The organism is Streptomyces sp. NBC_00341 (assembly GCF_041435055.1).
Lineage (GTDB): Bacteria > Actinomycetota > Actinomycetes > Streptomycetales > Streptomycetaceae > Streptomyces.
On record NZ_CP108002.1, the window covers coordinates 6,508,854 to 6,535,275 of the forward strand.

Below are 26,422 nucleotides of genomic sequence, written 5' to 3' on the forward strand. Positions count from 1 at the left end.
GCCCTACAGCCTGTCGGGGACGGTCTTCCTGACCGCCGGGGCGAAGGCCGCCAGCGGACTCGCGTCATGCGCGTACGCCGCCGACAACGTCACCTCGACGTACGCCTTGCGGAGCGTGGTAGTGAACCGGGGCCGGCCGTCATCCAGCTGCTCCAGCATCCAGTTGACACCGTTCGCGTCGATCGCCTTCGACTGGGAGTCATCCATCTTCGCCGGGCGCGGGACACCGCAGCGCAGTACGATCTCCCCGTCCCCCCACCCGGCGGTCAGGTCCGAGCCGGACCCCGGGTCACTGCGCTCCTGACCGGCGACGGCACTCGGCAGCTCCTTGTGCAACGCACGGCAGTAGGCTGCGGCTTCCGGCGACGGGGTGGGAACCGTGACCGACGCCGAGGCATCTCCCCGGGAGCAGCCCGCCGCGGCCATGAGTACCAGGGCAGCGGACGGACCGAGGATCACAGGACGGGAAAGCCGGCGGCGGGAAGACGTCACCGGCCCAGCCTAGACGGGGGTTACAGGTGCACGACCGGGCAGGTCAGGGTTCTGGTGATGCCGTCCACCTGCTGGACCTTGGCGACCACCATGCGCCCGAGCTCATCGACCGTGTCGGCCTGCGCACGCACGATCACATCGTAGGGACCGGTGACGTCCTCTGCCTGGATCACTCCCGGGATTCTCGCGATGGTCTGGGCGACTGTCGTCGCCTTGCCCACCTCGGTCTGAATAAGGATGTACGCCTGTACCACGGAACCTCCAGGGCGGCCACGAGGATCATGTGGGGGAAAGGGACGCCACGGTATCGCGTCGCCCCGGGCCGCGGGGAGACCTGCGGGCCGGATGACGCCCACAGCGTGGCGTACAGAACACACAAGTTGACGTATCTCTTGACAGTACCGACAGCAGTGACGGCCCGCGACCGCAAGTCCAGCGGTGCGGACGGGGGACCCGCGTGCCCGTGACGACCAGGACGGACCGCCCCCGGGGCCGGTCCGCGGTCCGGGCGCCCGCAGGCCGCCGAAACAGGCCGGACGCCCGTCCGGCGCGACAGATGAGGGGTGAGACTCGGTGAAGGGAACCGTGGGCGAGTTGGGGGAGTTCGGGCTCATCAGAGAGCTGACGTCCCGGCTCACCACCACTCCGGCGGTACGGCTGGGCCCCGGCGACGACGCCGCGGTCGTGACCGCTCCCGACCGCAGGGTCGTGGCCAGTACCGACATCCTGCTGGAGGGACGGCACTTCCGGCGCGACTGGTCGACGGCGTACGACGTCGGCCGCAAGGCCGCCGCACAGAACCTCGCCGACATCGCCGCCATGGGAGCCGTGCCCACCGCGCTGCTCCTCGGCCTCGTCGTCCCCGCCGAACTCCCGGTGACCTGGGCCGGGGAGCTCATGGACGGCATCCGCGACGAGTGCCAGGTCGCCGGGGCGGCCGTGGTCGGCGGTGATGTGGTGCGCGGCGACACCATCACCGTCGCGATCACCGCGCTCGGCGACCTGCGCAACCACGAACCCGTCACCAGGGCGGGCGCCCAGCCCGGTGACGTCGTCGCCGTCACCGGCTGGCTCGGCTGGTCCGCCGCCGGGTACGCCGTGCTCTCCCGCGGCTTCCGCTCGCCCCGCGCCTTCGTCGAGGCCCACCGGAGGCCCGAACCGCCGTACCACGCGGGCCCCGCGGCCGCCGGACTCGGCGCCACCGCGATGACCGACGTCAGCGACGGACTCGTCGCAGACCTCGGGCACATCGCGGAGGCGAGCAAGGTCCGCATCGACCTGCGCTCGGGCCGGATCGACATCCCGTCCCAGATGTCCGACATCGGGCAGGCCGTCGGCGTGGACCCCCTCCAGTGGGTGCTCACCGGGGGAGAGGACCACGCGATCGTCGCGACGTTCCCGCCCGACGTGAAGCTGCCGGCCCGCTGGAAGGTGATCGGCGAGGTCCTCAACCCCTCCGCGCTGCCCCAGGTGACCGTCGACGGGGCGCCCTGGACCAGCAAGAACGGCTGGGACCACTTCGGGGACATCGAGGACGCCCAGTAGATTGCGGGCCATGCCCATATCTCCCGCCGTACCTCCCCGTGTGCTCACCGTCGCCGGATCCGACTCCGGCGGCGGTGCCGGCATCCAGGCAGACCTGAAGACGATGCTGGCGCTCGGCACGCACGGCATGAGCGTGCTGACCGCCGTCACCGCCCAGAACTCGCTGGGCGTGCAGGGCGCCTGGGAACTGCCCGCGGAAGCCGTCCGCGCCCAGTACCGCAGCGTGGTGGACGACATCGGGGTCAGCGCCGTCAAGACCGGCATGCTGTCCTCCGCCGTCCTCGTCGAGACCGTCGCCGCGCTGATCGCCGGGACGGACGCCCCGGCCGTCGTGGACCCGGTGGGCGTCTCCAAGCACGGCGACCCGCTGCTCGCCGCAGAGGCGCTGGACTCGGTGCGCACGAAGCTGCTGCCCGTCGCGACCGTGGCGACCCCGAATCTCGACGAGGTGGCACAGATCACGGGGATGAGGGTCACCGACGAGGCCGGGATGCGACGGGCCGCCGCCGAACTGCTCGGCTTCGGACCCCGCTGGGTGGTGATCAAGGGCGGGCATCTGCCGGGCGACCCGGTGGACCTGCTGACGGACGGCTCCGAGGAGCACTGGCTGCGCGCCCCCCGCCACGACAACCGCCACACCCACGGCACGGGCTGCACCCTCGCCTCCGCGATCGCCTGCGGACTGGCCAGGGGCCAGGACGTGCCCACGGCGGTCCGGGCCGCCAAGTCCTACGTGACCGGGGCGATCGCGGCGGGCTTCGCACTGGGCGCGGGGATCGGCCCGGTCGACCACGGCTGGCAGCTGCGGAACGCTGGCTGACGGCCCGCACGGGCACAGCAAAAAGCCGGTCCACCGAGATGGACCGGCTTTTTGGGCAACCGGTAAGGCTGCGCTACGACGGGAACGTCAGCGCGCGACCTTGCCGGCCTTGATGCACGAGGTGCAGACGTTGAGCCGCTTCGGCGTCCGCCCGACCACGGCACGCACGCGCTGGATGTTGGGATTCCAGCGACGGGACGTACGGCGGTGCGAGTGCGAAATGCTGTTGCCGAAGCTCGGCCCCTTGCCGCAAACGTCGCAGTTGGCAGCCACGGGTCACTCCAAAACTTCAGATGCACTTACAGTGAATTCCGGCACGCCGGATTCAATGACTGAAGTGGCGGTACCGGGGGAATGTCCCGACTCTCGTCGGGCAACCGAAGCAGCATACAACGGCTGCGTCGGAGATACGAAACTACCATGGGATCCACAGCTCCCCGCCCCGCCCCTGACCCCGCCGGAGCCCACCGGCCGGGGCTACCCTGCGGTGCAGCCCGCCGCCCCAGGCCCCGTTCCGAGGAGGACCATCAGGTGCCGCAGACCGCCGACGACCTGGACGCCGTCGCGGTGCGTACCTGGTGCTCACTGGCGCTGGACGCACTCGGCCGGGAGCGCGAGGCGATCGACGCGATCAACGTGTATCCCGTCGCCGACGGGGACACCGGCACCAACCTCTACCTGACCGCGGAATCCGCGGCGGCGGCCGTCGAGGCGGTGTTCGCCGCCCATGAGACCGGCACCTCCGCACCCTCCACCGCGGACGCGGTACGCGCCATGGCGCACGGGGCGCTGATCGGCGCACGGGGCAACTCCGGCACGATCCTGGCCCAGTTGCTGCGCGGCATGGCCGGGGTGCTGGCCGAGGAACCCGCTGACCGGGCCGGGCCGGAGCGGCTGCGCCTCGCGCTGACCCGGGCCGCGGCCTCGGCGCGCGAGGCCGTCGCCCACCCCGTCGAGGGCACGGTCCTGACGGTGGCCACCGCGGCCGCGGAGGCCGCGGGGCGCACCGGGGCCGGCGCCGGAGCGGGTGCGGTGGCACGGGCGGCGTACGAGGGGGCGCGCATCGCTCTGGAGGCGACCCCCGGACAGCTGGCCGTGCTCGGCCGGGCCGGGGTCGTGGACGCCGGCGGGCGGGGACTGGTGGCGGTCCTCGGAGCGCTGGTCGAGGCGGTCTCGGGCCGGGCGCCGGAGCGGCCGGCCACCGGGCCCACCGCGCCGCCCGCTCCCGCCCCGTTCGCCGCCGCCGGAGGGGACTGCCCCGCGGCGGACGATCCCGAGGGCGGCCCCGCCTTCGAGGTCATCTACCTGCTGGAGGCCGGGGACGAGGCCGTGGAGCGGCTGCGGGCCAGGCTCGACGTGCTCGGCGACTCGCTCGTCGTGGTGGGCGGCGACGGGCTCTGGAACGTCCACGTGCATGTCGACGACGCCGGAGCGGCGGTGGAGGCCGGGGTCGAGGCCGGACGCCCGTACCGCATCCGGATCACCCACTTCGCCGCGGACCGGCTGCACGCCCGCCCCGAACCCGCCCAGCGCGCCGTCGTCGTGGTCGTCCCGGGCGACGGCCTCGGCGGCCTGTGCGCGGAGGCCGGGGCGACGACGGTGCTGGCCCGCCCCGGGGAGCCGCCGGCCAGCGGCGAACTGGTCGACGCGATCCGCCGCGCCCACGCCCGCGAGGTGGTGCTCCTGCCGAACGACGCGGACCTGCGCCACACCGCCGCGGCCGCCGCGGAGCAGGCCCGCGCCGAGGGCATCCGGGTCGCCCTGATCCCCACCAGGGCCGCGGTCCAGGGCATCGCGGCGCTGGCCGTCCACGAGGCCGACCGCAGCTTCGACGAGGACGTGGTCGCGATGACCGCGGCGGCCGGCGCCACCCGGTACGCCGAACTGGCCGTCGCGGAGCGGCAGTCCTGGACCATGGCGGGGATCTGCCAGGCCGGCGACATCCTGGGCCTCATCGACGGCGACGTCGCCGTCATCGGCCAGGACGTCCCGGAGACGGCCCGCAGCGTGCTGGACCGGATGCTGGCGGCCGGCGGCGAACTGGTCACCCTGGTCCTGGGCGAGGACATCCCCGACGCGCTGGCCGCGACGCTGGAGGAACACGTCCGCGAGGGCTACCTCGCGGTGGACACGGTGGTCTACCGGGGCGGCCATCAGTGCGCCCCTCTCCTGATCGGGGTGGAGTAGGACAAGGCCGAAGACCGGGCCGGCGAAACCGGGCCCGTCCGGCGATCGAGGACGAGACGACGCGCCGGGCGGCTCCGGCGCCACACCCCCGTGACCTCCGTACGGCTCCCGCCACACCCCTGTCGCGGGACAACTGTCAGTCGCGTGGTGTGCAATGGACCCCGTGTCTGCGTTCGACGAACCCCTCAAGAAGCTGCTCGGTGGCGCCACCGCGAAGGTGATGGCCGACCACCTCGACCTGCACACGGTCGGTGATCTGCTGCACCACTACCCGCGGCGGTACGAGGAGCGCGGCCGGCTCACGGCGCTGACCGACCTCCCGCTGGACGAGCACGTCACGGTCGTCGCCCAGGTCGCGGACGCCCGCGTGATGACGTTCAACGGGGGCCGGGGCAAGCGCCTCGAAGTGACCCTCACCGACGGCCACGGACGGCTCCAGCTGGTCTTCTTCGGCCACGGCGTCCACAAGCCGCACAAGGAGCTGCTGCCGGGCCGGCGCGCCATGTTCGCCGGCAAGGCCTCCGTCTTCAACCGCAAGATGCAGCTGGCCCACCCCACCTACCAGCTCCTCGACGCCGAACTCACCGACGAGGCCGGGGCGACCGAGGCCGTGGACGCCTTCGCCGGCAAGCTGCTCCCGATCTACCCGGCCTGCAAGCAGCTCGACTCCTGGCGGATCGCCAAGGCGGTCGACGCCGTGCTGCCCAGCGCCCAGGAGGCCGTCGACCCGCTGCCGCCCGCACTGCGCGAGGGCCGCGGCTTCACCGCGCTGCCCGAGGCGCTGCTGAAGATCCACCGCCCGCACACCAAGGCCGACGTCGCGGCGGCCAGGGACCGGCTCAAGTGGGACGAGGCCTTCGTCCTCCAGGTCGCGCTGGCCCGCCGCCGGTACGCGGACACCCAGCTGCCGGCCGTCGCCCGCAGACCCGTCCCCGGCGGGCTGCTCGACGCCTTCGACGCCACGCTCCCCTTCACCCTCACCGACGGCCAGCTCAAGGTCTCCAAGGAGATCTTCGACGATCTGGCGACCGAGCACCCGATGCACCGGCTGCTCCAGGGCGAGGTGGGTTCCGGAAAGACCATGGTCGCGCTGCGCGCCATGCTCGCGACGGTCGACGCGGGCGGTCAGGCCGCCATGCTCGCGCCCACCGAGGTCCTCGCCCAGCAGCACCACCGCTCCATCACCGAGATGATGGGCGAGCTGGCCGAGGGCGGCATGCTGGGAGGGGCGGACCAAGGCACCAAAGTCGTCCTGCTCACCGGTTCCATGGGGGTGCCCGCCCGCCGCCAGGCGCTCCTGGACCTGGTCACCGGCGAGGCCGGCATCGTCATCGGTACCCACGCGCTGATCGAGGACAAGGTGAAGTTCCACGAGCTGGGGCTGGTCGTCGTCGACGAGCAGCACCGCTTCGGGGTCGAGCAGCGCGACGCCCTGCGTTCCAAGGGCAAGCAACCGCCGCATCTGCTCGTCATGACCGCCACCCCCATTCCCCGTACCGTCGCCATGACCGTCTTCGGCGACCTGGAGACCTCCGTCCTGGACCAGCTGCCGGCCGGCCGCTCCCCGATCGCCAGCCATGTCGTCCCCGCCAAGGACAAACCGCACTTCCTCAGCCGCGCCTGGGAACGGGTCCGCGAAGAAGTGGACAACGGGCACCAGGCCTACGTGGTCTGCCCCCGGATCGGTGACGACGAGGACGAGGCGGCCGGCAAGAAGGGGAAGAAGACGGCCCAGGAGAAGACGGGACCGGAGGAGGCGGAGAAGCGCCCGCCGCTCGCCGTCCTGGAGATCGCGGAGCAGCTCGCCAAGGGGCCGCTGACGGGCCTGCGCATCGAGGTGCTGCACGGCAGGATGCACCCCGACGAGAAGGACGACGTGATGCGGCGCTTCGCCGCGGGCCAGGTGGACGTCCTGGTGGCGACCACGGTCATCGAGGTCGGGGTCAACGTCCCCAACGCCACCGCGATGGTGATCATGGACGCCGACCGGTTCGGCGTCTCCCAGCTCCACCAGCTGCGCGGCCGGGTCGGCCGGGGCTCCGCCCCCGGGCTCTGCCTGCTGGTCAGCGAGGCCCACGAGGCGAGCCCCGCCCGCGCCCGGCTCTCCGCCGTCGCCGCCACCCTCGACGGCTTCGAGCTGTCCCGGATCGACCTGGAGGAGCGCCGCGAGGGCGATGTCCTCGGCCGGGCCCAGTCCGGGGTCCGCTCCTCGCTGCGGGTCCTCAGCGTCATCGACGACGAGGAGGTCATCGCCGCAGCCCGCGCGGAGGCCGTCGAGGTCGTCGCGGCCGACCCGGAGCTGGAGCACCTGCCAGAGCTGCGCCTCGTCCTGGACGCGCTGCTGGACAAGGACCGCGAGGAGTACCTCGACAAGGGGTGACGCGCCCCGGCCGCGCCGACGCCATATCGTGGGTGGCACGGCGCCCGCAGCACCCTGCGCGCCGCCCCGACCCGAGGATCAGACACCCATGACCCGCGTGATCGCCGGCTCGGCCGGCGGACGCCGCCTGGCCGTCCCGCCCGGTACCGGCACCCGCCCCACCTCCGAGCGCGCGCGCGAGGGCCTGTTCTCCACCTGGCAGGCGCTCCTCGGCACCCTCGACGGCATCCGGATCGCCGATCTGTACGCGGGCTCCGGCGCCGTCGGCCTCGAAGCGCTCTCCCGGGGCGCGGTTCATGCCCTGCTCGTCGAGGCCGACGCCAAGGCCGTCCGCACCGTCCGGGACAACGTCCGCACCCTGGGCCTGCCCGGCGCGGAGGTCCGCACCGGCAAAGCCGAGCAGATCGTGACAGGACCGGCGCCCGCGGAGCCGTACGACGTGGTGTTCCTCGACCCGCCGTACGCCGTCACCGACGACGATCTTGGCGAGATACTGCTCACACTCCGTGCCCAGGGGTGGCTCTCGGGCGATGCGCTCGTCACCGTGGAGCGCAGCACCAGAGGCGGAGAATTCAGCTGGCCCAAGGGATTCGAGCCATTGCGGGCCCGTCGCTACGGCGAGGGAACGTTTTGGTACGGTCGCGCCGCCGCTACGTGCGAAGACGCACGATGACCGGACCGGAGAGCGAGGGAATCAAGTTGCGCCGCGCCGTCTGCCCGGGGTCGTTCGACCCCATCACCAACGGACATCTCGACATCATCGGCCGCGCCTCGAAGCTGTACGACGTCGTACATGTCGCGGTGATGATCAACCAGTCCAAGAAGGGTCTGTTCACGGTCGACGAGCGGATCGACATGATCCGCCGGGTCACCGAGGACTTCGGCAACGTGCAGGTCGAGTCCTTCCACGGACTGCTGGTCGACTTCTGCAAGCAGCGCGACATCCCGGCGATCGTGAAGGGCCTGCGGGCCGTCAGCGACTTCGACTACGAACTCCAGATGGCCCAGATGAACAACGGGCTCTCGGGTGTGGAGACGCTCTTCGTGCCGACCAACCCGACCTACAGTTTCCTGTCGTCCTCGCTGGTCAAGGAGGTGGCGACCTGGGGCGGCGACGTCTCGCACCTGCTGCCCCCACTGGTCCGCGAGGCCCTGACCGAGCGCCTCGCCGAGCAGTGAGGCACTGACAGCCCGTCACCAGGTGTCGGGCGGGCGCCGACTGGCCTTACAGTCGTTCCGTCCGTCTCCAATCGGCAGTAGAGAGTGGCGAGCACACGGTGGACGTGCAGAAGAAGCTCGACGAGATCGTCGAAGCGGTCGGGAACGCCCGGTCGATGCCCATGTCGGCGTCCTGCGTGGTCAACCGCGCCGATCTGCTCGCGATGCTCGAAGAGGTGCGCGAGGCCCTGCCCGGCTCCCTCGCGCAGGCCGCCGAGCTGATCGGCGGCCATGAGCAGCTGGTCCAGCAGGCCCGCCAGGAGGCGGGGCGGATCATCGAGACCGCCCACGCCGAGCGCGGCTCGCTGGTCTCGGACACCGAGATCGCCCGGCGGTCCCAGGCGGAGGCCGACCGGATCCTCGGTGAGGCCCGCAAGGAGGCCGACGAGATCCGCGCGGAGGCCGACGAGTACGTCGACAGCAAGCTCGCCAACTTCGAGGTCGTCCTCACCAAGACCATCGGCTCCGTCGACCGGGGCCGCGAGAAGCTGCTCGGCCGCGGCCAGGGCTTCGACGAGCAGGGCTACGAGGACCCGGACTTCGCCGAGGCCCCCGAGCGCAGCGCCGACCCGGCCACGCTCCAGCGCCGGGCCGACGAGTACGTGGACACCAAGCTCGGCGCCTTCGAGGCGGTGCTCGCCAAGACCCTGGAGGCGGTGGGCCGGGGCCGGCAGAAGCTGCACGGCCGGGTCGCCACCGACGACCTCGGCGCGCACATGGCCGCCCAGGACGCCGCGGGCGGCCAGAGCCACACCAGCGACGAGGACCACTGGGCGGGGCTGGCCGAGATCGCCACCCCGCAGCCGCCGCAGGTGCCCCAGCAGGCCGATCCGCACTACCCCGTGCAGCAGGAGCCCCAGTACCCCGTACAGCAGGAGCCGCAGTACGCGCAGACGTACGCGTACCAGGACCAGCCCCAGCAGGACGTGTACGGCTACCAGCAGCAGCCGGACCCCTACGCCGGCTACCAGCAGCAGGGCTACGACCAGAACCAGAACCAGGTCCCGCCGCCCGCCCAGGGCTACGACGCCTGGCAGCAGCAGCCCGTCCAGGCCCAGCAGCCCTTCCAGCAGCAGGGTGAGGGCGCGCTGGACGAGACCAGCCTGTTCGACACCAGCATGATCGACCTGGACCAGCTGCGCCGGTACGAACAGGAGCGCTGACCGGCCGGGAACCGGCGGAGGGCCGCTGTCCTGCGCCGGACCGAGGCCGGATTGGGAGCTGGGCGGCGCGTCAAGTATCCTGGTTCTTCGGTCGCGCGTATGTCCGCGATCCTGGCTGCCCGCTTCGACTCCGGAGTCGGTCGGCCCCTCCCCACCACGCGTGATGCGCATGATTCGAAAGCAGGAAAAGCCCTGAACGGCCACCTCGACCACCGAAACCCTCTCGTGTTCGATACGCACGAGCTGGGTCGGCGTCCGGGTGCCATGAAGCGGCTGACCCGCTCGGTGGACGCCCCCAAGGACTTCGGTATCGACGGGGTCGTCGGTGTGCCGGAAGGCGCACCCGTGGAGCTGGACGTCCGCCTCGAATCGGTCATGGAAGGTGTGCTCGTCACAGGCACCGCCCGTGCATCGGCCGAGGGGGAGTGCGTAAGGTGTCTGGAGCCGCTGAGCCTTGAGGTCGAGGCGGACTTCCAGGAAATGTTCTCGTACCCTGACGCCGATGACCGGAACCGCAGCAAGACGGCGGACCCGGTCGACGACGCCGAGGACGACGAGGACAGGTTCTTCCTCGAGGACGGCTTGTTCGACCTCGAGTCAGTGCTGCGTGACGCGGTAGTGCTCGCACTGCCGATGCAGCCGGTGTGCCGGGAGACCTGCGCCGGTCTGTGCTCCGAATGCGGAGTCAGGCTGGACGAGAACCCCGGTCACCACCACGAAGCCCTCGACATCCGTTGGGCGGCATTGCAGGGACTCGCCGAGACCGTTCAGGACGGCGAGAAGGACAACATGGGCGGCGCCGAACCTGGCGTCGACGAGAAGCAGGAGAAGTAGCCGTGGCTGTTCCGAAGCGGAAGATGTCGCGCAGCAACACGCGCCACCGCCGGTCGCAGTGGAAGGCTGCGGTCCCCACCCTGGTTTCGTGCGAGCGTTGCCAGGAGCCGAAGCTGCAGCACATCGCGTGCCCCAGCTGCGGCACGTACAACAAGCGCCAGGTCCTCGAGGTCTGAGCGGCTGGTGAGAGGCCCGATGTCTGAGTTGTCCCACGCCAAGAAGCAGGCAGACAACGTCAACACAGCCTCGTCCCACACGCTTCTGGAAGGGCGGCTCGGGTATCACCTTGAGTCCGCCCTTCTGGTGCGTGCGCTGACCCACCGTTCGTACGCGTACGAGAACGGCGGCCTGCCCACCAACGAGCGGCTCGAGTTCCTCGGGGACTCGGTGCTCGGCCTGGTGGTCACGGACACGCTGTACCGCACCCACCCCGACCTGCCTGAAGGCCAGCTGGCCAAATTGCGGGCCGCGGTGGTCAACTCGCGTGCGCTTGCGGAAGTGGGCCGCGGCCTCGAACTCGGCTCCTTCATCCGGCTCGGCCGTGGTGAAGAGGGCACGGGTGGCCGGGACAAGGCGTCCATCCTCGCCGACACCCTTGAAGCGGTGCTCGGCGCGGTCTATCTCGATCAGGGCCTCGGCGCGGCCTCGGAGCTGGTTCACCGGCTCTTCGACCCGCTGATCGACAGGTCCTCCAACCTCGGCGCCGGCCTGGACTGGAAGACCAGTCTCCAGGAGCTCACCGCGAGCGAGAGCCTCGGAGTCCCCGAGTACCTCGTCACGGAGACCGGCCCGGACCACGAGAAGACCTTTACTGCTGCTGCTCGCGTCGGTGGTGTCTCGTACGGCACCGGCACCGGCCGTAGCAAGAAGGAAGCGGAGCAACAGGCGGCGGAATCCGCCTGGCGCGAGATCAGTGCCGCCGCGGAGGCGCGGAAGGCTGTGGCCGACAAGGCCGCTGCCGACGGAGGGGCCGCCGACACCCCTGCCGAACCGCCGTCATCCACGGACGTCGCTCCGGCCTGACCCGGAGAACCCCTCGGTGCCCTGCGCACCGGGGGGTTCTCTCTGTCCGGATCCCTTTCGGATACCGGCCCCTTCCAGTTACAGGAGCGACACCGTGCCCGAGCTGCCCGAGGTCGAAGTCGTACGACGCGGTCTCCAGCGCTGGGTGACCGGGCGCACGGTCGGCGAGGTCGAGGTACTGCACCCGCGTGCGGTCCGCCGCCATCTCGCGGGGGGCGTGGACTTCGCGGCCCGGCTCGACGGGGTCCGGTTCGGGCCCGCGATGCGCCGGGGCAAGTACCTCTGGGTGCCGCTGGACGATACGTCCAGCTCGCTCCTCGGCCACCTCGGCATGAGCGGTCAGCTGCTCGTACAGCCGCAGGACGCCGCCGACGAGAAGCACCTGCGGATCAGGATCCGGTTCGACGACTCCCTCGGCACCGAACTCCGCTTCGTCGACCAGCGCACCTTCGGCGGCCTCTCGCTGCACGACAACACCCCCGACGGAGTGCCCGACACCATCGCGCACATCGCCCGCGATCCGCTGGATCCGGAATTCGACGACGCCGCGTTCCACACCGCGCTGCGACTGCGCCGCACCACCGTCAAGCGCGCCCTGCTCGACCAGTCGCTGATCAGCGGGGTCGGCAACATCTACGCGGACGAGGCGCTGTGGCGCGCCAAGCTGCACTACGACCGGCCGACCGCGACCCTGACCCGCCCCAAGTCGGCCGAGCTGCTCGGCCACGTCCGCGATGTGATGAACGCGGCACTGGCACAGGGCGGCACGAGCTTCGACAGCCTCTACGTCAATGTGAACGGCGAGTCGGGCTACTTCGACCGGTCGCTCGATGCCTACGGGCGCGAGGACGAGCCGTGCCACCGCTGCGGTACGCCGATGAGGCGCCGCGCCTGGATGAACCGGTCCAGCTACTTCTGCCCGCGCTGCCAGCGTCCGCCGCGCCCCTAAGGGCTGTCCCGTAACCCCTGGCGGGCGCGCGACGACAGCTGCGGTACCTCGCCGCGTTGCCGAAACGCCCGAATCGCTCCTTCCCCAAGCTCTCAACTCCGTTCGAGCAGGGGAGGCCCCACTGAGGGCGCTCCGGCGCCTTGCGATGCACCGCATCTGACGCCGCGCGCTGATCCACCAGGGATTACGGGACAGCCCTTAGGCCGTGCCCGCGAAGTCTCGTCCGGCCTCGTCGTAACGGGCGCGGGCGGCCAGGACCTCGTCCATCCGGCCCTCGACGAGCTCGATCAGTGAGAGCAGCCGCTCGGCGACCTGTCGTCCCAGCGGGGTCAGCTCGTAGTCGACGCGGGGCGGATTGGTGGGCTGTGCCTCGCGGTGCACCAGCCCGTCCCGTTCCAGCGCGTGCAGGGTCTGGGAGAGCATCTTCTCGCTCACCCCGTCGACCCGGCGGCGCAGCGCGTTGAACCGGAGGCTGCCCTCGTACAGGGCACCCAGTGTCAGGCTTCCCCAGCGGCCGGTGGCGTGTTCCAGCGTGCCGCGCGAGGGGCACCGCTTGGAGAACACGTCGAAGGCCGGGTCCGCGAAGTCCTCCTGGCAGGGGTGCGGTGCGCCGGTCTCGTCCATGAAAACAGCGTACGCCCGCACAGCGCTTTCTCAGAGAGAGCGTGTGGGGCGTACGGAACGGTGCGGGACCGTTGGCTCAGAAGCCGAAGTCCTGGGTCCACCAGGGACCGCCGGAGCCGAAGTGGACACCCACGCCGAGCGTCTTGTAGTCGCAGTTGAGAATGTTCGCGCGGTGGCCGTCGCTGTCCATCCAGGCATCCATCACGGCCTGCGCGTCGGCCTGGCCGCGGGCGATGTTCTCGCCGCCGAGTCCGTCCACGCCGGCCTTGGCAGCCCGGTCCCAGGGGGTCTTTCCGTCCGGGTCCGTGTGGTCGAAGAAGCCGCGGGCCGCCATGTCGTCGCTGAAGTTCTGGGCGAGCGAGGCCAGCGAACCGCTCGCGGTGACCGGGCTGCAGCCCACCTTGGCGCGCTCCTGGTTGACCAGGGAGAGCACGGCGGCCTGGGCCGAGGTGCCGGCGGCGGGCGGCGCCGTGGGCCGCGGGGCGGCGGGTGCGGATGTCGACGGGGCCGGAGCGGCGGCCGTCGGGCTCGCGGTGGCGCTCTTCGTGGCGCGTGCGGCGGGAGCCTTCGAGGCGGCGGCCTTCCGGGACGGCTGGGTGCTCGCCGCCTTCCCCGCGTTCCGGTCGGCGTCCTTGTCCTTCTTCCCGGCTTCCTTCGCCGGTCCGGACGTCCTGGAAGGGGACGAGGAGGGCTTGCCGTCCGCGGAGGGGCTCGACTTCGTCGGCCCGTCGGCGCGGCCGGTGCCGCGGCTGGCGGTGTCGGACGCGGTGTGACGGTCGGCCGGCGGGGTCGTGGAGCCGCCCTGGGACAGCAGGTCCGGGGCGGCCTGGGAACGCACCTGGTCGGCGGCCGAACCACCGCTCAGGTAGTTGTCACCACCGGGCAGGAGTCCGGAGGCCACGGCGACGGCCCCGACGGCCATGGCCGCGGAGACACCGAGCAGTCCTGTGCGCACCGGCAGGCCGGACCGCTTCCCGCGACGGTCTCCCCGGCTCCGGCCGGCGTCCCGTTCCGCGGCTTCCTCAGCGGTGGGAGCTGCGGCGGAGCGTCGATGGCGTCCCATCTGCTGTGCCCTTCTGACGACCTCGACGCCGTTTTCGACGTCACCATGACTCACCCGATCGAGTGAGCTTTTGCGAGGGGACTGTACGCCATGAGCTTTCGCCGAGAAGTGCTCCGAGAGCAATTGGGCAGTTAGCGTTCGAGCATGAACGAAGATGTACGACTCACCGCCTGGGTACGCGGTCGAGTACAGCAAGTAGGGTTTCGCTGGTTCACCAGGGCAAACGCTCTGGAGATCGGGGACCTCACCGGATTCGCCCTCAATCTCGACGACGGCCGAGTGCAGGTGGTGGCCGAGGGGCGGCGTGAGAATTGCCACCGTCTGCTGGATTGGCTGCGCTCGGACGACACACCCGGCCGCGTTGACGGAGTCACTGAGATCTGGGACACGCCACGGGGCGGATACGAGGGGTTCGCGATCCGCTGATCCGGTGCCCGGACGGGCGCGGAAGAACTGCCGTGTTCGGGCTGTGTTCGAGGGGCGGCGCGGGGTGACGGCGGGGGGCGCTGTTACCCGTACACATGAAATGACCTGCGGAATGATCCGGTGGTTGCCAAGAATCGGCTGCCGTGCGAGGCTGCGGCGAGAAGGATGATCTCCGCGCCCCTGAGGGCCCCGCAGGAGAGTCGCGCCGCATGATCGCCAGGCCGCGCGCCCCCGGGACGCCCTTCTCTACAGGGTGTGATCGTGTTGACCGTCAAACTTTTTGGTGAGACGCTGAAAACCCCGCGCACCTTAGCTGTTCGGCAGAGCTGTTTGGCAGCAGAACAGCAGTGAACACAGAGCACTGCCGAGCACCGCGGGTGCGATTCCCTCACGACCCACACCGCATCGGTCGGTCACTCAGTGTGGAGGACCATCCTCATGGCAAAGGCGCTTCTCGGTTACGTCGGCGGTTCCGACCCGCGACTCCTCGCCGAGATGCGACGGCTTCAGCAGCGCGTCCAGGATCTTGAATCCGAGATCGTACGGATTCAGGACGAGAACGACGCGCTCAACGCCGCCGCTCAGCACCAAGAGTCGCTGCTCGACAGCATCGACATCGACGTACCTCAGGCGGAGCCGGCGCTGACCTGACCGATGGCCCCAGGGCCGGTCGGGCTGCACGCGTCAGCCGCACGGAATCATCGCCGGATCGTCACCGGATCATTGAAGATCGATTGCGCCGGATCATCGCTTGCTCATTGAATGCGTGTGATCTGCGTCGTCGTCTGCCTGTCATTGATCCGGCACGCGCGTCTCCGCTGGAGGCGCCGGATCCGACGACAGAGCAATGCACAAGATTTACAGGGGACGCTTCGGCGTCCCTTCTTTCTTTTCCCCTCCGAACCGCGCCCGTCCCGCCCCGGACGTACACCCCTTCCCTTACCGTCTGATGTGCCCTGCACCTTCATCAGCGAAACCGAGAGCGAAAGGTAGAGTCCGGCGGCGTGCACCTCAAGGCCCTGACCCTGCGTGGTTTCAAATCGTTCGCCTCCGCCACGACCCTGCGGTTCGAACCCGGGATCACCTGCGTGGTCGGTCCAAATGGATCGGGCAAGTCCAATGTGGTGGACGCGCTTTCCTGGGTCATGGGGGAGCAGGGGGCCAAATCCCTGCGCGGCGGCAAGATGGAGGACGTCATCTTCGCCGGCACCACCGGGCGGCCTCCGCTCGGCAGGGCGGAAGTGTCGCTGACCATCGACAACTCCGACGGGGCACTGCCCATCGAGTACGCCGAAGTGACGATCACCCGGATCATGTTCCGCAATGGCGGCAGCGAGTACCAGATCAATGGCGACACCTGCCGGCTGCTGGACATCCAGGAACTCCTCTCGGACTCCGGCATCGGCCGCGAGATGCATGTCATCGTCGGCCAGGGCCAGCTGGACTCCGTACTCCACGCCGACCCGATGGGGCGCCGCGCGTTCATCGAGGAGGCCGCCGGCGTACTGAAACACCGCAAGCGCAAGGAGAAGGCGCTGCGGAAGCTGGACGCGATGGGGGCGAACCTGGCCCGGGTCCAGGACCTCACCGACGAACTGCGGCGACAGCTCAAACCGCTCGGCCGGCAGGCGGCGGTCGCCCGCCGGGCCGCCGTCATCCAGGCCGATCTGCGCGACGCCCGGCTGCGGTTGCTCGCTGATGACCTGGTCAGGCTGCACACCGCGTTGCGCGGCGAGATCGCCGACGAGGCCGAGCTGAAGCGGCGCCGGGAGGCGGCGGAGGCGGAGCTCAAGGCGGCGCTGGGGCGCGAGGCGGAGCTCGAGGACGAGGTACGGCGGCTCACGCCCAGGCTCCAGCGCGCCCAGCAGACCTGGTACGAGCTGTCGCAGCTGGCAGAACGGGTGCGCGGCACGATCTCGCTGGCCGACGCCCGGGTGAAGAGCGCCACCGCCCCGCCGGAGGAGGAGCGGCGCGGCCGCGATCCGGAGGACATGGAGCGCGAGGCGGCCCGGATCCGTGAGCAGGAGGCGGAGCTGACCGCGGCGCTGGAAGCCGCGGAGCACGCCCTGGAGGACACCGCCTCCCACCGCTCCGAACTGGAGCGGGAGTTGGCGGCAGAGGAGCGCAGGCTGAAGGACGCGGCCCGCGCCCTCGCGGACCGCCGCGAAGGGCTCGCCCGGCTCAGCGGCCAGGTCAACGCGGCCCGCAGCCGTGCCGGTTCGGCGCAGTCGGAGATCGACCGGCTGGCCGCCTCGCGCGACGAGGCACGGGAGCGGGCGGTCGCCGCCCAGGAGGAGTACGAGCAGCTCAAGGCGGAGGTCGACGGCCTGGACGCCGGTGACGCCGAACTCGGTGAGCGGCACGAGGCCGCCCGGAGCGAGCTGAAGGAGGCGGAGGCCTCGCACTCCGCCGCCCGCGAGGCCGCCACCGCCGCCGAACGGAAGCGCGCCGCCGTCGCTGCCCGCCATGACGCGCTGGCCCTCGGGCTGCGCCGAAAGGACGGCACCGGGGTGCTGCTCGGTGCCCGGGACCGGCTGACTGGCCTGCTCGGACCGGCCTCGGAACTGCTCACGGTGGCCCCGGGGCACGAGGTCGCGGTGGCCGCCGCACTGGGCGCGGCGGCGGATGCGGTGGCGGTGACGGACCCGGCCACGGCTGCCGAGGCGATCCGGCTGCTGCGGAAACTGGACGCGGGGCGGGCCGCGATGCTGCTGGCAGGCGCGGGAGGCGGCGGAGGCGCTCACGTACCCGGGCAGGGCGGGGAAGCGGAGCCCGCGCCCCGGAGCGGGGCCGCGCACGTTCCGGGCCAGGTGGCGGAGCGGCTGCCGGTGCGGCAGGGCGTGGACGGCACCGTGGCCGCTCCGGCCGGCCACCCGGCCGCGCCCGCGCTCGACGGCCTGGAGCACCCCGCCGTCGCGGACCTCGTCAGCGGTCCCGTCGAACTGGTGGCCGCGGTGCGCAGGCTGGTGCGGGACGTGGTGGTCGTCGGAACGCTGGAGGACGCGGAGGACCTGGTGGCCGCCCGCCCCGAGCTGACTGCGGTGACCGGCGAGGGGGACGTCCTCTCCGCGCACTTCGCGCACGGCGGTTCCGCGGGCGCGCCCAGCCTCCTCGAAGTCCAGGCGTCCGTGGACGAGGCCGCCGCCGAACTGGCCGAACTGGCGGTGCGGTGCACGGAGCTGGCCGAGGCCCAGCAGCTCGCCGCGCAGCGGCGCTCCACCGTCGCGGCGCTCGTCGAGGAGCTGGGGGAGCGGCGCCGGGCCGCCGAGCGGGAGAAGTCAGGGGTGGCCCAGCAGCTCGGCCGGCTGGCCGGCCAGGCGCGGGGCGCGGCCGGTGAGGCAGACAGGATGGCCGCCTCCGCCGCCCGCGCCCAGGAGGCGCTGGAGCGCGCGACGCAGGACGCGGAGGAGCTGGCCGAACGGCTGCTCGTGGCCGAGGAGGCCTCGCAGGACGGCGCCGACGAGGAGCCGGACAGCGCTGTCCGCGACCGGCTCGCAGCCGACGGTGCCAACGCCCGCCAGACCGAGATGGAGGCCCGCCTCCAGGTCCGTACCCATGAGGAACGGGTCAAGGCGCTGGCCGGCCGCGCCGACTCCCTGGACCGGGGTGCCCGCGCCGAGCGGGAGGCGCGGGCCCGCGTGGAGCAGCGCAGGGCGCGGCTGCGCCATGAGGCCGCGGTGGCCTCCGCCGTGGCGTCCGGCGCCCGTCAGCTGCTGGCCCACGTCGAGGTGTCCGTCGTACGGGCCGAGCGGGAGCGGGCCGCCGCGGAGGCCTCGAAGGCCGAGCGGGAACGGGAGCTGGCGGCGGAGCGGCTGCAGGGCCGTGAGCTCAAGGACGAGCTGGACAGGCTGACCGACTCGGTCCACCGGGGCGAGGTGCTCGGTGCGGAGAAGCGGCTGCGGATAGAACAGCTGGAGGCGAAGGCCCTGGAGGAGCTGGGCGTGGAGCCGGCCGGGCTGGCCGCCGAGTACGGGCCCGACCAGCTCGTGCCGCCGTCCCCGGCCGCGGAGGGCGAGGAGCTGCCGGAGGATCCGGAGCATCCGCGCAACCAGCCGAAGCCGTTCGTCAGGGCCGAGCAGGAGAAGCGGCTGAAGTCGGCCGAACGGGCGTACCAGCAACTCGGGAAGGTGAATCCGCTCGCCCTCGAAGAGTTCTCCGCACTGGAGGAACGGCACAAGTTCCTCTCCGAGCAGCTCGAGGACCTGAAGAAGACCCGGGCCGATCTGATGCAGGTCATCAAGGAGGTCGACGAGCGCGTCGAGCAGGTCTTCACCGAGGCGTACCGGGACACCGCCCGCGAGTTCGAGGGGGTCTTCTCACGCCTCTTCCCGGGCGGTGAGGGGCGGCTCATCCTGACCGACCCGGACAACATGCTCACGACCGGCGTGGACGTCGAGGCCCGCCCGCCGGGCAAGAAGGTGAAGCGGCTGTCCCTGCTGTCCGGCGGTGAACGGTCGCTGACGGCAGTGGCGTTGCTGGTCTCGATCTTCAAGGCCAGGCCGAGCCCGTTCTACGTGATGGACGAGGTCGAGGCGGCGCTCGACGACACCAACCTCCAGCGGCTGATCCGGATCATGGTGGAGCTCCAGGAGAGCTCCCAGCTCATCGTGATCACGCACCAGAAGCGGACGATGGAGGTCGCCGACGCGCTCTACGGCGTCTCGATGCAGGGCGACGGGGTCTCCAAGGTGATCAGCCAGCGGCTGCGCTGAGCCTTTTCGCCGGGGTCGGGGATTGAACACGCGGTCCCCGTGGCAGCTGTTCCACAGTCAAGTGGTGGCACAGGTGAACGTATGCGCCACTGGGTACAGCTCGCCCCCCACGCCTGCGTCTGCGGCCAGGCACCAGGAGTTCACGTGACCAGCACATCGCAGGGACCCGAGTCCGGAGCCGGAGCGGCCCATCCGGACCACCTCGGCCATGTCATCTTCATCACGGCAGCCGCTGCGATGGGCGGCTTCCTCTTCGGTTACGACAGCTCCGTGATCAACGGCGCCGTCGAGGCGATCCGCAGCCGGTACGACATCGGCTCCGGCACGCTCGCCCAGGTCATCGCCATCGCCCTCATCGGCTGTGCGATCGGCGCGGCCACCGCGGGCCGCATCGCCGACCGGATCGGCCGAATCCGCTGCATGCAGATCGCCTCGGTCCTCTTCACCATCAGCGCCGTCGGATCCGCGCTCCCGTTCGCGCTCTGGGACCTGGCGATCTGGCGCGTCATCGGCGGCTTCGCCATCGGCATGGCCTCGGTGATCGGCCCGGCGTACATCGCGGAGGTCTCGCCGCCCGCCTACCGGGGCCGCCTCGGCTCCTTCCAGCAGGCGGCGATCGTCATCGGCATCGCCATCTCCCAGCTGGTCAACTACGGCATCCTGCAGATCGCCGACGGCGACCAGCGCGGCAAGATCGGCGGCCTGGAAGCCTGGCAGTGGATGCTCGGTGTGATGGTCGTGCCCGCGGTTCTGTACGGTCTGCTGTCCTTCGCGATCCCCGAGTCGCCGCGGTTCCTGATCTCGGTCGGCAAGAAGGACCGGGCCCGTCAGATCCTCTCGGAGGTCGAGGGCGAGGGGGTCGATCTCGACGCCCGGGTGACCGAGATCGAGACCGCGATGCACCGCGAGCACAAGTCGACCTTCAAGGATCTGCTGGGCAGCCGCCTCGGCTTCCTGCCCATCGTCTGGGTCGGTATCGGCCTGTCGGTCTTCCAGCAGCTCGTCGGCATCAACGTGGCGTTCTACTACTCGGCGACGCTGTGGCAGTCCGTCGGCATCGACCCGACCGACTCGTTCTTCTACTCGTTCACCACCTCGATCATCAACATCATCGGTACGGTGATCGCGATGGTGCTGGTGGACCGGGTGGGCCGCCGCCCGCTGGCTCTCGTCGGCTCCTGCGGCATGGCCGTGGCGCTCGCCTTCGAGGCATGGGCCTTCTCCGCCAACCTGGTCGACGGCAAGCTCCCCAACACCCAGGGCGTCGTCGCGCTCGTCGCCGCCCATGTGTTCGTGCTGTTCTTCGCCCTGTCGTGGGGTGTCATCGTCTGGGTCTTCCTCGGCGAGATGTTCCCCAACCGGATCCGCGCCGCGGCGCTCGGCGTCGCCGCGTCCGCGCAGTGGATCGCCAACTGGGCGATCACCGCGAGCTTCCCGAGCCTCGCCGACTGGAACCTGTCGGGCACCTACATCATCTACGCCTGCTTCGCGACGCTCTCGATCCCCTTCGTCCTCAAGTTCGTCAAGGAGACCAAGGGCAAGACGCTGGAGGAGATGGGCTGACCTCCACGGTGCACGCCGCGCGGCTCACGGCTCACGCCGTACCCCGCGCGGCTCACTCCGTCAGCCGCCGGTCGCCTCGCAGAACAGCCGCAGACTGCGCCACCCCTCCTCGACCGGCATCCCGCCGCACAGCGGATGCAGCACCAGGCTGTCGAGCTCCCGGCCCAGATCGGCGCACTCCTGAGGGGTGACGATCCGGTAGACGCCCTCCTCGCGCAGCTCCGCCACCGTGGTGGCCGCCGAGCGGACGGCCGAGCGGATGTCCTTGGACTGCCAGGAGGCGTACGTACGGGCCTCGTGCAGGAAGTGCTCCCCGTACTCGGCCCACGTCCGGTCCGGGTCCTCGGAAACGTGCAGCAGGGGCGTCTCGGCCGCGGGCATCATGCAGAATCCCTCGGTGCCGTGCTCCGCGCGCTGCTCGTGGTAGTACGCCTCCAGCTCGGGGAGATGCGCGCTCGGGAACAGCGGCAGCCCCAGCCGCGCCGCCCGCCGCGCCGCCGCCCGTGAGCTGCCGCCGACCAGCAGCAGCGGGTGCGGCCGGGTGAACGGCCGGGGGGTCACCGTGACCGTGCGGCCGCGGAACTCGAACGGTTCCCCGGTCCACGCGAGCAGCAGCGTCTCCAGCAGCTCGTCCTGGATCCGGCCGCGCCTGCCCCATTCGACGCCCGCCCGCTCGTACTCCTCCGGCCGGTAGCCGATCCCCGCGACCGTGACCAGCCGACCCGCGCTCAGCAGGTCGAGCACCGCGATGTCCTCCGCCAGCCGCAGCGGGTCGTGCAGCGGCCCGATCACCGCGGACACCGTGACCGCGATCCGGCCGGTCGCCCCGAAGACGGCCCCGGCCAGGACGAAGGGCGAGGGCAGCCAGGAGTTGGCGGCCCCGTGGTGCTCCTCGGTCTGTACGGTGTCGATGCCGTGCTCGTCGGCGTACGCGGCCATGTCAAGGGCCGCGCGGTAGCGGGCCGAGAGCGAGTCGGGCGTGGCGGCTGGATCGACGAGGTTGAACCGGACGACTGTGAAGGCCATGACACTGTCCCCTTCGCCGGGCGGGCTGGGCGAGGCCGGACAGTAGCTGACGCAGCGTCAGAAGTGTAGGGGTGCGTCGTACCGCCCTACCCCGGGGCGCGGCGGTGCCGCGTGCGGGCGGAGCGGTCGGCGTACAGGGAATATCGTGCACCCGGCCCCCTGCGGAACGGCCATTCCCCGATTGTTCCCGCGCGTGACTGATACTGGGTGGGTTATGGAATTCGTCATCCTTGCTGTAGTCATCGCCCTGGTCGCGGTCGGCGTGATCAGCGGGCTCGTGGTCAGCAGCCGCAAGAAGAAGCAGCTGCCCCCGGCACCGTCGAGCACGCCGACCATCACTCCTCCCGCCGAGCCCCATGTCGGCGAGGAGGCCGAAACGCCGCGCGACGAATCGCGCCGCACCATCGAGGAGGTCGGGCTCCCGCCCACAGAGGCCGAGGAGGAGCAGGCCCCGGAGGCCGTCGCGCCCCCCGCGCTCGACGTTCCCGAGCCCACCGCCGGCCGTCTGGTCCGGCTGCGGACCCGGCTCGCCCGCTCGCAGAACTCCCTCGGCAAGGGGCTGCTCACGCTCCTGTCCCGGGACAACCTCGACGAGGACACCTGGGAGGAGATCGAGGACACCCTCCTCACCGCCGACGTCGGCGTCGCACCCACCCAGGAGCTGGTGGAACGGCTCCGCGAGCGCGTCCGGGTCCTCGGCACCCGTACCCCGGAGGGCCTGCGCTCGCTGCTGCGCGAGGAACTCCTCACCCTGCTCGGCACCGACTTCGACCGTGCGGTCAAGACGGAGAGCGGCGTCGACACCCCCGGCGTCGTGATGGTCGTCGGTGTCAACGGCACCGGAAAGACCACCACCACCGGAAAGCTCGCCCGGGTGCTCGTGGCCGACGGCCGCAGCGTCGTACTCGGCGCGGCCGACACCTTCCGTGCCGCCGCCGCCGATCAGCTCCAGACCTGGGGCGAGCGCGTGGGCGCCCGCACCGTGCGCGGACCCGAGGGCGGTGACCCGGCCTCGATCGCCTTCGACGCGGTGAAGGAGGGCATCGCGGAGGGCGCCGACGTCGTACTGATCGACACGGCGGGCCGGCTGCACACCAAGACCGGTCTGATGGACGAGCTCGGCAAGGTCAAGCGGGTGGTCGAGAAGCACGGGCCGCTCGACGAGATCCTGCTCGTCCTGGACGCCACCACCGGGCAGAACGGCCTGGTGCAGGCCCGGGTCTTCGCGGAGGTCGTCGATATCACCGGCATCGTGCTCACCAAGCTGGACGGCACCGCCAAGGGCGGCATCGTCATCGCCGTCCAGCGCGAGCTGGGCGTACCGGTGAAGCTGATCGGGCTCGGCGAGGGGCCGGACGACCTGGCCCCCTTCGACCCGGAGGCGTTCGTGGACGCCCTGATCGGGGACTGAGACCGCCCGGACAGGAAACAGCCCGGACAGGAATCGGCCCGGCCGCCCGGACATCGGGGCGGCCGGGCTTTTCGCTGTGCGGGCCCGCCGGGCGGGCTCAGCCGCAGAGGGCCCAGCGGTGGCAGATGTACGCCAGCGTGCCGAGCAGCAGCCGCGCTTCCGGCGGTGCCGCCGCGGTGTCCAGGGCGGGTGGGCGGAGCCAGCGGACCGGGCCGAGGCCGCCCTGGTCGGACGGCGGTGCGGTGACGTGGGAGCCGAGGCCGAGCGCCCGCAGGTCCAGCTCCGCGTCGTCCCAGCCCATCCGGTACAGCAGCTGGGGGAGTCCGGCGGCCGCGCCCGGCGCCACGAAGAACTGCGCCCGTCCGGCCGGCGTCACGGCCACCGGGCCCAGCGGCAGGCCCATCCGCTCCATCCGCACCAGCGCCCGGCGCCCGGACTGCTCGGCGACTTCGAGGACGTCGAAGCTGCGGCCCACCGGCAGCAGCATCGAGGCGCCGGGCACCTCGGCCCACGCCCGTGCCGCGGTGTCGAGCGTCGCCCCTGCGGGCACTTCACGTGCGAAGTCCAGTGGATGCGCGCCGGGGGAGGGGCAGTCGGCCGCCCCGCAGGAGCAGCTGCCGTTCGAGGCCCGCGCACCCGGTGCGACGGCCCAGCCCCATAACCCCGTGTACTCGGCCACCGCGGTGCCCTCGGTCGCACGGCCGCGGCGCCGTGCGCCGGATCGCAGTTCGCGGATGCCGCCGATCGTGAAGCCCATGCCCCCTCCAACGGGTCCGACTCGCGGTGGTTACGGAACGCGGTTCAATCGTGACACTCCGCCGTCGCGCGCTGGTCCGGCCGGGCGCGGGGCGTACACCGGAGTGTCCGAACCCATTCGCGCGCCGCTGAATGCACCTTTGCGCCTACCGCTGATCGTCACCTGTCAAGTGAATCGCGCTCAGCTGCGGTGGCGTTCATCCGAAGGGGTGGCGAATGGTGGCGTTTCCGCAATCACCCTCCCCGAGGGGGTGATCGTAGGATTACCGTCGGTACACGAACCATGGAAGTATGTGCGCCCATGGGTATGCCGGAGGCAACTCGATTCCCTGTTCGATGGTGGGCAACGGTGTGCAACCTCCGTACGGACAGGATCGGTTCACGGCATTCTGAGAATGGTTCGAGGCGGGCGGTATTTCGGCGGGATGGGGGCGTTCCAGTGAGTGGCAGCGGCGCAGGCGATTCGAATGCCGGTAAGCGCCCCAACGGGCAATTGGGATCATGGTTCGTGCGCAGCGGCTGGTCGAAGGGCGAGCTGGCCCGCCAGGTGAACCGCAGGGCACGCCAGTTGGGCGCCCACCACATCAGCACCGACACCTCACGGGTGCGGCGCTGGCTGGACGGCGAGCAGCCGCGTGAACCGATCCCGCGCATCCTGTCCGAGCTGTTCTCCGAGCGCTTCGGCTCCGTCGTGGCCGTCGAGGACCTGGGGTTACGCGCCGCGCACCAGGCCCCGTCGGTGGCCGGCGTCGACCTGCCCTGGGCCGGGCCCCAGACCGTCGCCCTGCTCAGTGAGTTCTCCCGCAGTGACCTGATGCTCGCCCGCCGCGGCTTCCTCGGCAGCTCCCTCGCCCTCGCCGCCGGTCCCGCCCTCATCGAACCCATGCAGCGCTGGCTGGTGCCCGTCACCGCCGCCGCGGCCGCGGAGCCGGATCCGGAGGCCGCCGCCCGCCGCCCCTCCCGGCTCTCCGGCCCCGAGCTCGACCTGCTGGAGTCCACCACCGCGATGTTCCGCCAGTGGGACGCGCAGTGCGGCGGCGGATTGCGCCGCAAAGCCGTCGTCGGCCAGCTCCACGAGGTCACCGACCTGCTCCAGGAGCCGCAGCCGGCCGCCACCGCCAAACGCCTGTTCCGCTGCGCCGCCGAACTGGCCGAGCTCGCGGGCTGGATGAGCTACGACGTCGGCCTCCAGCCCACCGCCCAGAAGTACTTCGTCCTCGCCCTGCACGCGTCCAAGGAGGCCGGCGACAAGCCGCTCGGCTCGTACGTCCTGTCCAGCATGAGCCGGCAGATGATCCACCTCGGCCGGCCGGACGACGCCCTCGAACTGATCCACCTCGCCCAGTACGGCAGCCGGGACTGCGCCACCGCGCGGACCCAGGCCATGCTGTATGCGATGGAGGCCCGCGCGTACGCCAACATGGGCCAGCCCAGCAAGTGCAAACGAGCGGTCCGGATGGCGGAGGACACCTTCCTCGACGCGGGAATCGACGGCGAGCCCGAGCCCGACTGGATCCGCTTCTTCTCTGACGCCGAGCTGAACGGCGAGAACTCCCATTCCTACCGTGACCTCGCCTACGTGGCCGGCCGCAGCCCCACGTACGCCTCGCTGGCCGAACCCGTCATGCAGAAGGCGGTCCAGCTCTTCGGCGAGGACGACGAGCACCAGCGCTCCTACGCCCTCAACCTGATCGGTCTCGCCACGGTCCACCTCCTCAAGCGCGAGCCCGAGGAGTCCACCGTGCTGGCCGAGAAGGCGCTGCGCGTCGCCAAGAAGGTCCGTTCCGAGCGCGTCAACACGCGGCTGCGCAAGACGGTCGACACCGCCGCCAGGGACTTCGGGGACATCCCCGAGGTCGCCCAACTCACCGATCTCCTCACCGAACAGCTGCCCGAGACCGCGGAAGCGGTCTGAAGGCACCCAGGCCCCGGCCACGACGGCCACCCCGCACAGACCGACTTCGGCTCCCCCGATTGCCAGGTCAGTGGGTGGTCGCCGTGGCCGGTTCGTGTGGTCGTTCCCCTACCGGAGCGTCGTAACCGCACCGTATGCGGCCCCGGCCGCAGAGTAGGTGCGAGCGCGGGAACAGCACGGACGGTTCATGGGGACGTAACACATCGCTCGCCTTCGTCACTGCGGCGAAACACCACGCGGCATCCATGGAAACGGCGCTGAGCGAATCTCATGGCGCATAAGGACGGCCCCTTTCCCCAGTGGTTCCGCACGTGG

24 protein-coding genes are annotated in these 26,422 nt (G+C 71.1%); 17 read left to right on the top strand and 7 right to left on the bottom strand.

Annotated elements, in window-relative coordinates; translation table 11 throughout:
* Positions 1 to 3 precede the first annotated feature (3 nt).
* Together OG892_RS29405 and OG892_RS29410 are read right to left on the bottom strand one after the other, a co-directional pair.
* Entirely contained in the window at positions 4 to 492 is a 489-nt protein-coding gene (locus OG892_RS29405; RefSeq protein WP_328865278.1) for a DUF3515 domain-containing protein, read from the bottom strand.
* Between the two features lie 20 nt (positions 493 to 512).
* The gene (locus OG892_RS29410) at positions 513 to 746 is read right to left on the bottom strand and encodes an Lrp/AsnC family transcriptional regulator (protein ID WP_073738742.1); all 234 of its coding nucleotides are present in this window, start codon (positions 744 to 746) and stop codon (positions 513 to 515) included.
* Between the two features lie 319 nt (positions 747 to 1,065).
* Between OG892_RS29410 and OG892_RS29415 the strand changes: the two genes are divergently transcribed.
* Both OG892_RS29415 and thiD read left to right on the top strand, forming a co-directional pair.
* On the top strand, positions 1,066 to 2,037 hold the full coding sequence (locus tag OG892_RS29415; protein ID WP_073738743.1) for a thiamine-phosphate kinase: 972 nt from the start codon (positions 1,066 to 1,068) through the stop codon (positions 2,035 to 2,037).
* Positions 2,038 to 2,047: 10 nt separating this feature from the next.
* Positions 2,048 to 2,857, top strand: a complete 810-nt coding sequence (thiD, locus tag OG892_RS29420; RefSeq protein ID WP_073738744.1) for a bifunctional hydroxymethylpyrimidine kinase/phosphomethylpyrimidine kinase — start codon at positions 2,048 to 2,050, stop codon at positions 2,855 to 2,857.
* Between the two features lie 87 nt (positions 2,858 to 2,944).
* On the opposite strand, the gene rpmB is transcribed toward thiD, so the two are convergent.
* Positions 2,945 to 3,130 (bottom strand): 50S ribosomal protein L28, encoded by a 186-nt coding sequence (rpmB, locus tag OG892_RS29425; protein ID WP_003965989.1) that lies wholly within the window; start codon positions 3,128 to 3,130, stop codon positions 2,945 to 2,947.
* 258 nt (positions 3,131 to 3,388) lie between these two features.
* On the opposite strand from rpmB, the gene OG892_RS29430 reads away from it, so the two are divergent.
* The 9 genes from OG892_RS29430 to mutM all read left to right on the top strand — a co-directional run bounded on the left by OG892_RS29430 (position 3,389) and on the right by mutM (position 12,611).
* The gene (locus OG892_RS29430; RefSeq protein WP_371630705.1) at positions 3,389 to 5,044 is read left to right on the top strand and encodes a DAK2 domain-containing protein; all 1,656 of its coding nucleotides are present in this window, start codon (positions 3,389 to 3,391) and stop codon (positions 5,042 to 5,044) included.
* A gap of 154 nt (positions 5,045 to 5,198) precedes the next feature.
* The gene (recG, locus tag OG892_RS29435; RefSeq protein ID WP_371630706.1) at positions 5,199 to 7,424 is read left to right on the top strand and encodes an ATP-dependent DNA helicase RecG; all 2,226 of its coding nucleotides are present in this window, start codon (positions 5,199 to 5,201) and stop codon (positions 7,422 to 7,424) included.
* Between the two features lie 88 nt (positions 7,425 to 7,512).
* Positions 7,513 to 8,097, top strand: a complete 585-nt coding sequence (rsmD, locus tag OG892_RS29440; protein WP_328695473.1) for a 16S rRNA (guanine(966)-N(2))-methyltransferase RsmD — start codon at positions 7,513 to 7,515, stop codon at positions 8,095 to 8,097.
* Positions 8,098 to 8,123: 26 nt separating this feature from the next.
* Complete coding sequence (gene coaD / locus OG892_RS29445) at positions 8,124 to 8,603, top strand: pantetheine-phosphate adenylyltransferase (protein ID WP_199884537.1); 480 nt, start codon at positions 8,124 to 8,126, stop codon at positions 8,601 to 8,603.
* A gap of 98 nt (positions 8,604 to 8,701) precedes the next feature.
* Positions 8,702 to 9,805, top strand: a complete 1,104-nt coding sequence (locus OG892_RS29450; protein ID WP_073738749.1) for a cell division initiation protein — start codon at positions 8,702 to 8,704, stop codon at positions 9,803 to 9,805.
* 225 nt (positions 9,806 to 10,030) lie between these two features.
* On the top strand, positions 10,031 to 10,639 hold the full coding sequence (locus OG892_RS29455) for a DUF177 domain-containing protein (RefSeq protein WP_024494487.1): 609 nt from the start codon (positions 10,031 to 10,033) through the stop codon (positions 10,637 to 10,639).
* A gap of 2 nt (positions 10,640 to 10,641) precedes the next feature.
* Positions 10,642 to 10,815: a 50S ribosomal protein L32 gene (rpmF, locus tag OG892_RS29460; RefSeq protein WP_003965982.1), complete on the top strand. Its 174-nt coding sequence runs from the start codon at positions 10,642 to 10,644 to the stop codon at positions 10,813 to 10,815.
* Between the two features lie 19 nt (positions 10,816 to 10,834).
* On the top strand, positions 10,835 to 11,662 hold the full coding sequence (gene rnc, locus OG892_RS29465) for a ribonuclease III (RefSeq protein ID WP_073738750.1): 828 nt from the start codon (positions 10,835 to 10,837) through the stop codon (positions 11,660 to 11,662).
* Between the two features lie 94 nt (positions 11,663 to 11,756).
* Entirely contained in the window at positions 11,757 to 12,611 is an 855-nt protein-coding gene (gene mutM / locus OG892_RS29470; RefSeq protein WP_073738751.1) for a bifunctional DNA-formamidopyrimidine glycosylase/DNA-(apurinic or apyrimidinic site) lyase, read from the top strand.
* Between the two features lie 198 nt (positions 12,612 to 12,809).
* On the opposite strand, the gene OG892_RS29475 is transcribed toward mutM, so the two are convergent.
* Together OG892_RS29475 and OG892_RS29480 are read right to left on the bottom strand one after the other, a co-directional pair.
* Positions 12,810 to 13,235: a helix-turn-helix domain-containing protein gene (locus OG892_RS29475; RefSeq protein ID WP_073739081.1), complete on the bottom strand. Its 426-nt coding sequence runs from the start codon at positions 13,233 to 13,235 to the stop codon at positions 12,810 to 12,812.
* Positions 13,236 to 13,311: 76 nt separating this feature from the next.
* On the bottom strand, positions 13,312 to 14,298 hold the full coding sequence (locus OG892_RS29480; protein ID WP_371630707.1) for a CAP domain-containing protein: 987 nt from the start codon (positions 14,296 to 14,298) through the stop codon (positions 13,312 to 13,314).
* Between the two features lie 144 nt (positions 14,299 to 14,442).
* Here OG892_RS29480 and OG892_RS29485 point away from each other — a divergent pair, with 144 nt between their 5' ends.
* The 4 genes from OG892_RS29485 to OG892_RS29500 all read left to right on the top strand — a co-directional run bounded on the left by OG892_RS29485 (position 14,443) and on the right by OG892_RS29500 (position 20,999).
* Entirely contained in the window at positions 14,443 to 14,724 is a 282-nt protein-coding gene (locus tag OG892_RS29485) for an acylphosphatase (protein ID WP_073739083.1), read from the top strand.
* Between the two features lie 438 nt (positions 14,725 to 15,162).
* Positions 15,163 to 15,375, top strand: coding sequence for a hypothetical protein (locus tag OG892_RS29490; protein ID WP_024494492.1), 213 nt, complete (start codon positions 15,163 to 15,165; stop codon positions 15,373 to 15,375).
* 353 nt (positions 15,376 to 15,728) lie between these two features.
* The gene (locus OG892_RS29495) at positions 15,729 to 19,436 is read left to right on the top strand and encodes an AAA family ATPase (protein WP_371630708.1); all 3,708 of its coding nucleotides are present in this window, start codon (positions 15,729 to 15,731) and stop codon (positions 19,434 to 19,436) included.
* Positions 19,437 to 19,580: 144 nt separating this feature from the next.
* The gene (locus OG892_RS29500) at positions 19,581 to 20,999 is read left to right on the top strand and encodes a sugar porter family MFS transporter (protein WP_073739085.1); all 1,419 of its coding nucleotides are present in this window, start codon (positions 19,581 to 19,583) and stop codon (positions 20,997 to 20,999) included.
* Positions 21,000 to 21,059: 60 nt separating this feature from the next.
* Here the strand turns inward: OG892_RS29500 and OG892_RS29505 are convergent, their stop codons facing one another.
* Positions 21,060 to 22,025 carry an LLM class flavin-dependent oxidoreductase gene (locus OG892_RS29505; RefSeq protein WP_327339245.1) on the bottom strand — a complete coding sequence of 322 codons (966 nt, stop codon included), beginning with the start codon at positions 22,023 to 22,025 and terminating at the stop codon, positions 21,060 to 21,062.
* A gap of 214 nt (positions 22,026 to 22,239) precedes the next feature.
* Here OG892_RS29505 and ftsY point away from each other — a divergent pair, with 214 nt between their 5' ends.
* Positions 22,240 to 23,436: a signal recognition particle-docking protein FtsY gene (gene ftsY, locus OG892_RS29510; protein WP_073739087.1), complete on the top strand. Its 1,197-nt coding sequence runs from the start codon at positions 22,240 to 22,242 to the stop codon at positions 23,434 to 23,436.
* A gap of 97 nt (positions 23,437 to 23,533) precedes the next feature.
* On the opposite strand, the gene OG892_RS29515 is transcribed toward ftsY, so the two are convergent.
* Entirely contained in the window at positions 23,534 to 24,193 is a 660-nt protein-coding gene (locus OG892_RS29515; protein ID WP_073739088.1) for a bifunctional DNA primase/polymerase, read from the bottom strand.
* Positions 24,194 to 24,631: 438 nt separating this feature from the next.
* Between OG892_RS29515 and OG892_RS29520 the strand changes: the two genes are divergently transcribed.
* A complete protein-coding gene (locus tag OG892_RS29520; protein WP_073739089.1) occupies positions 24,632 to 26,107 on the top strand; it encodes a hypothetical protein in 1,476 nt (491 codons plus the stop codon).
* Positions 26,108 to 26,422: the final 315 nt, after the last annotated feature.

Coding starts and splice junctions, on each gene's coding strand:
- thiD (WP_073738744.1), top strand. CDS start 2,048: ATGCCCATATCTCCCGCCGTACCTCCCCGTGTGCTCACCGTCGCCGGA.
- recG (WP_371630706.1), top strand. CDS start 5,199: ATGGACCCCGTGTCTGCGTTCGACGAACCCCTCAAGAAGCTGCTCGGT.
- rsmD (WP_328695473.1), top strand. CDS start 7,513: ATGACCCGCGTGATCGCCGGCTCGGCCGGCGGACGCCGCCTGGCCGTC.
- rnc (WP_073738750.1), top strand. CDS start 10,835: ATGTCTGAGTTGTCCCACGCCAAGAAGCAGGCAGACAACGTCAACACA.
- OG892_RS29475 (WP_073739081.1), bottom strand. CDS start 13,235: ATGGACGAGACCGGCGCACCGCACCCCTGCCAGGAGGACTTCGCGGAC.
- OG892_RS29480 (WP_371630707.1), bottom strand. CDS start 14,298: ATGGGACGCCATCGACGCTCCGCCGCAGCTCCCACCGCTGAGGAAGCC.
- OG892_RS29485 (WP_073739083.1), top strand. CDS start 14,443: ATGAACGAAGATGTACGACTCACCGCCTGGGTACGCGGTCGAGTACAG.
- OG892_RS29490 (WP_024494492.1), top strand. CDS start 15,163: ATGGCAAAGGCGCTTCTCGGTTACGTCGGCGGTTCCGACCCGCGACTC.
- OG892_RS29505 (WP_327339245.1), bottom strand. CDS start 22,025: ATGGCCTTCACAGTCGTCCGGTTCAACCTCGTCGATCCAGCCGCCACG.
- ftsY (WP_073739087.1), top strand. CDS start 22,240: ATGGAATTCGTCATCCTTGCTGTAGTCATCGCCCTGGTCGCGGTCGGC.
- OG892_RS29515 (WP_073739088.1), bottom strand. CDS start 24,193: ATGGGCTTCACGATCGGCGGCATCCGCGAACTGCGATCCGGCGCACGG.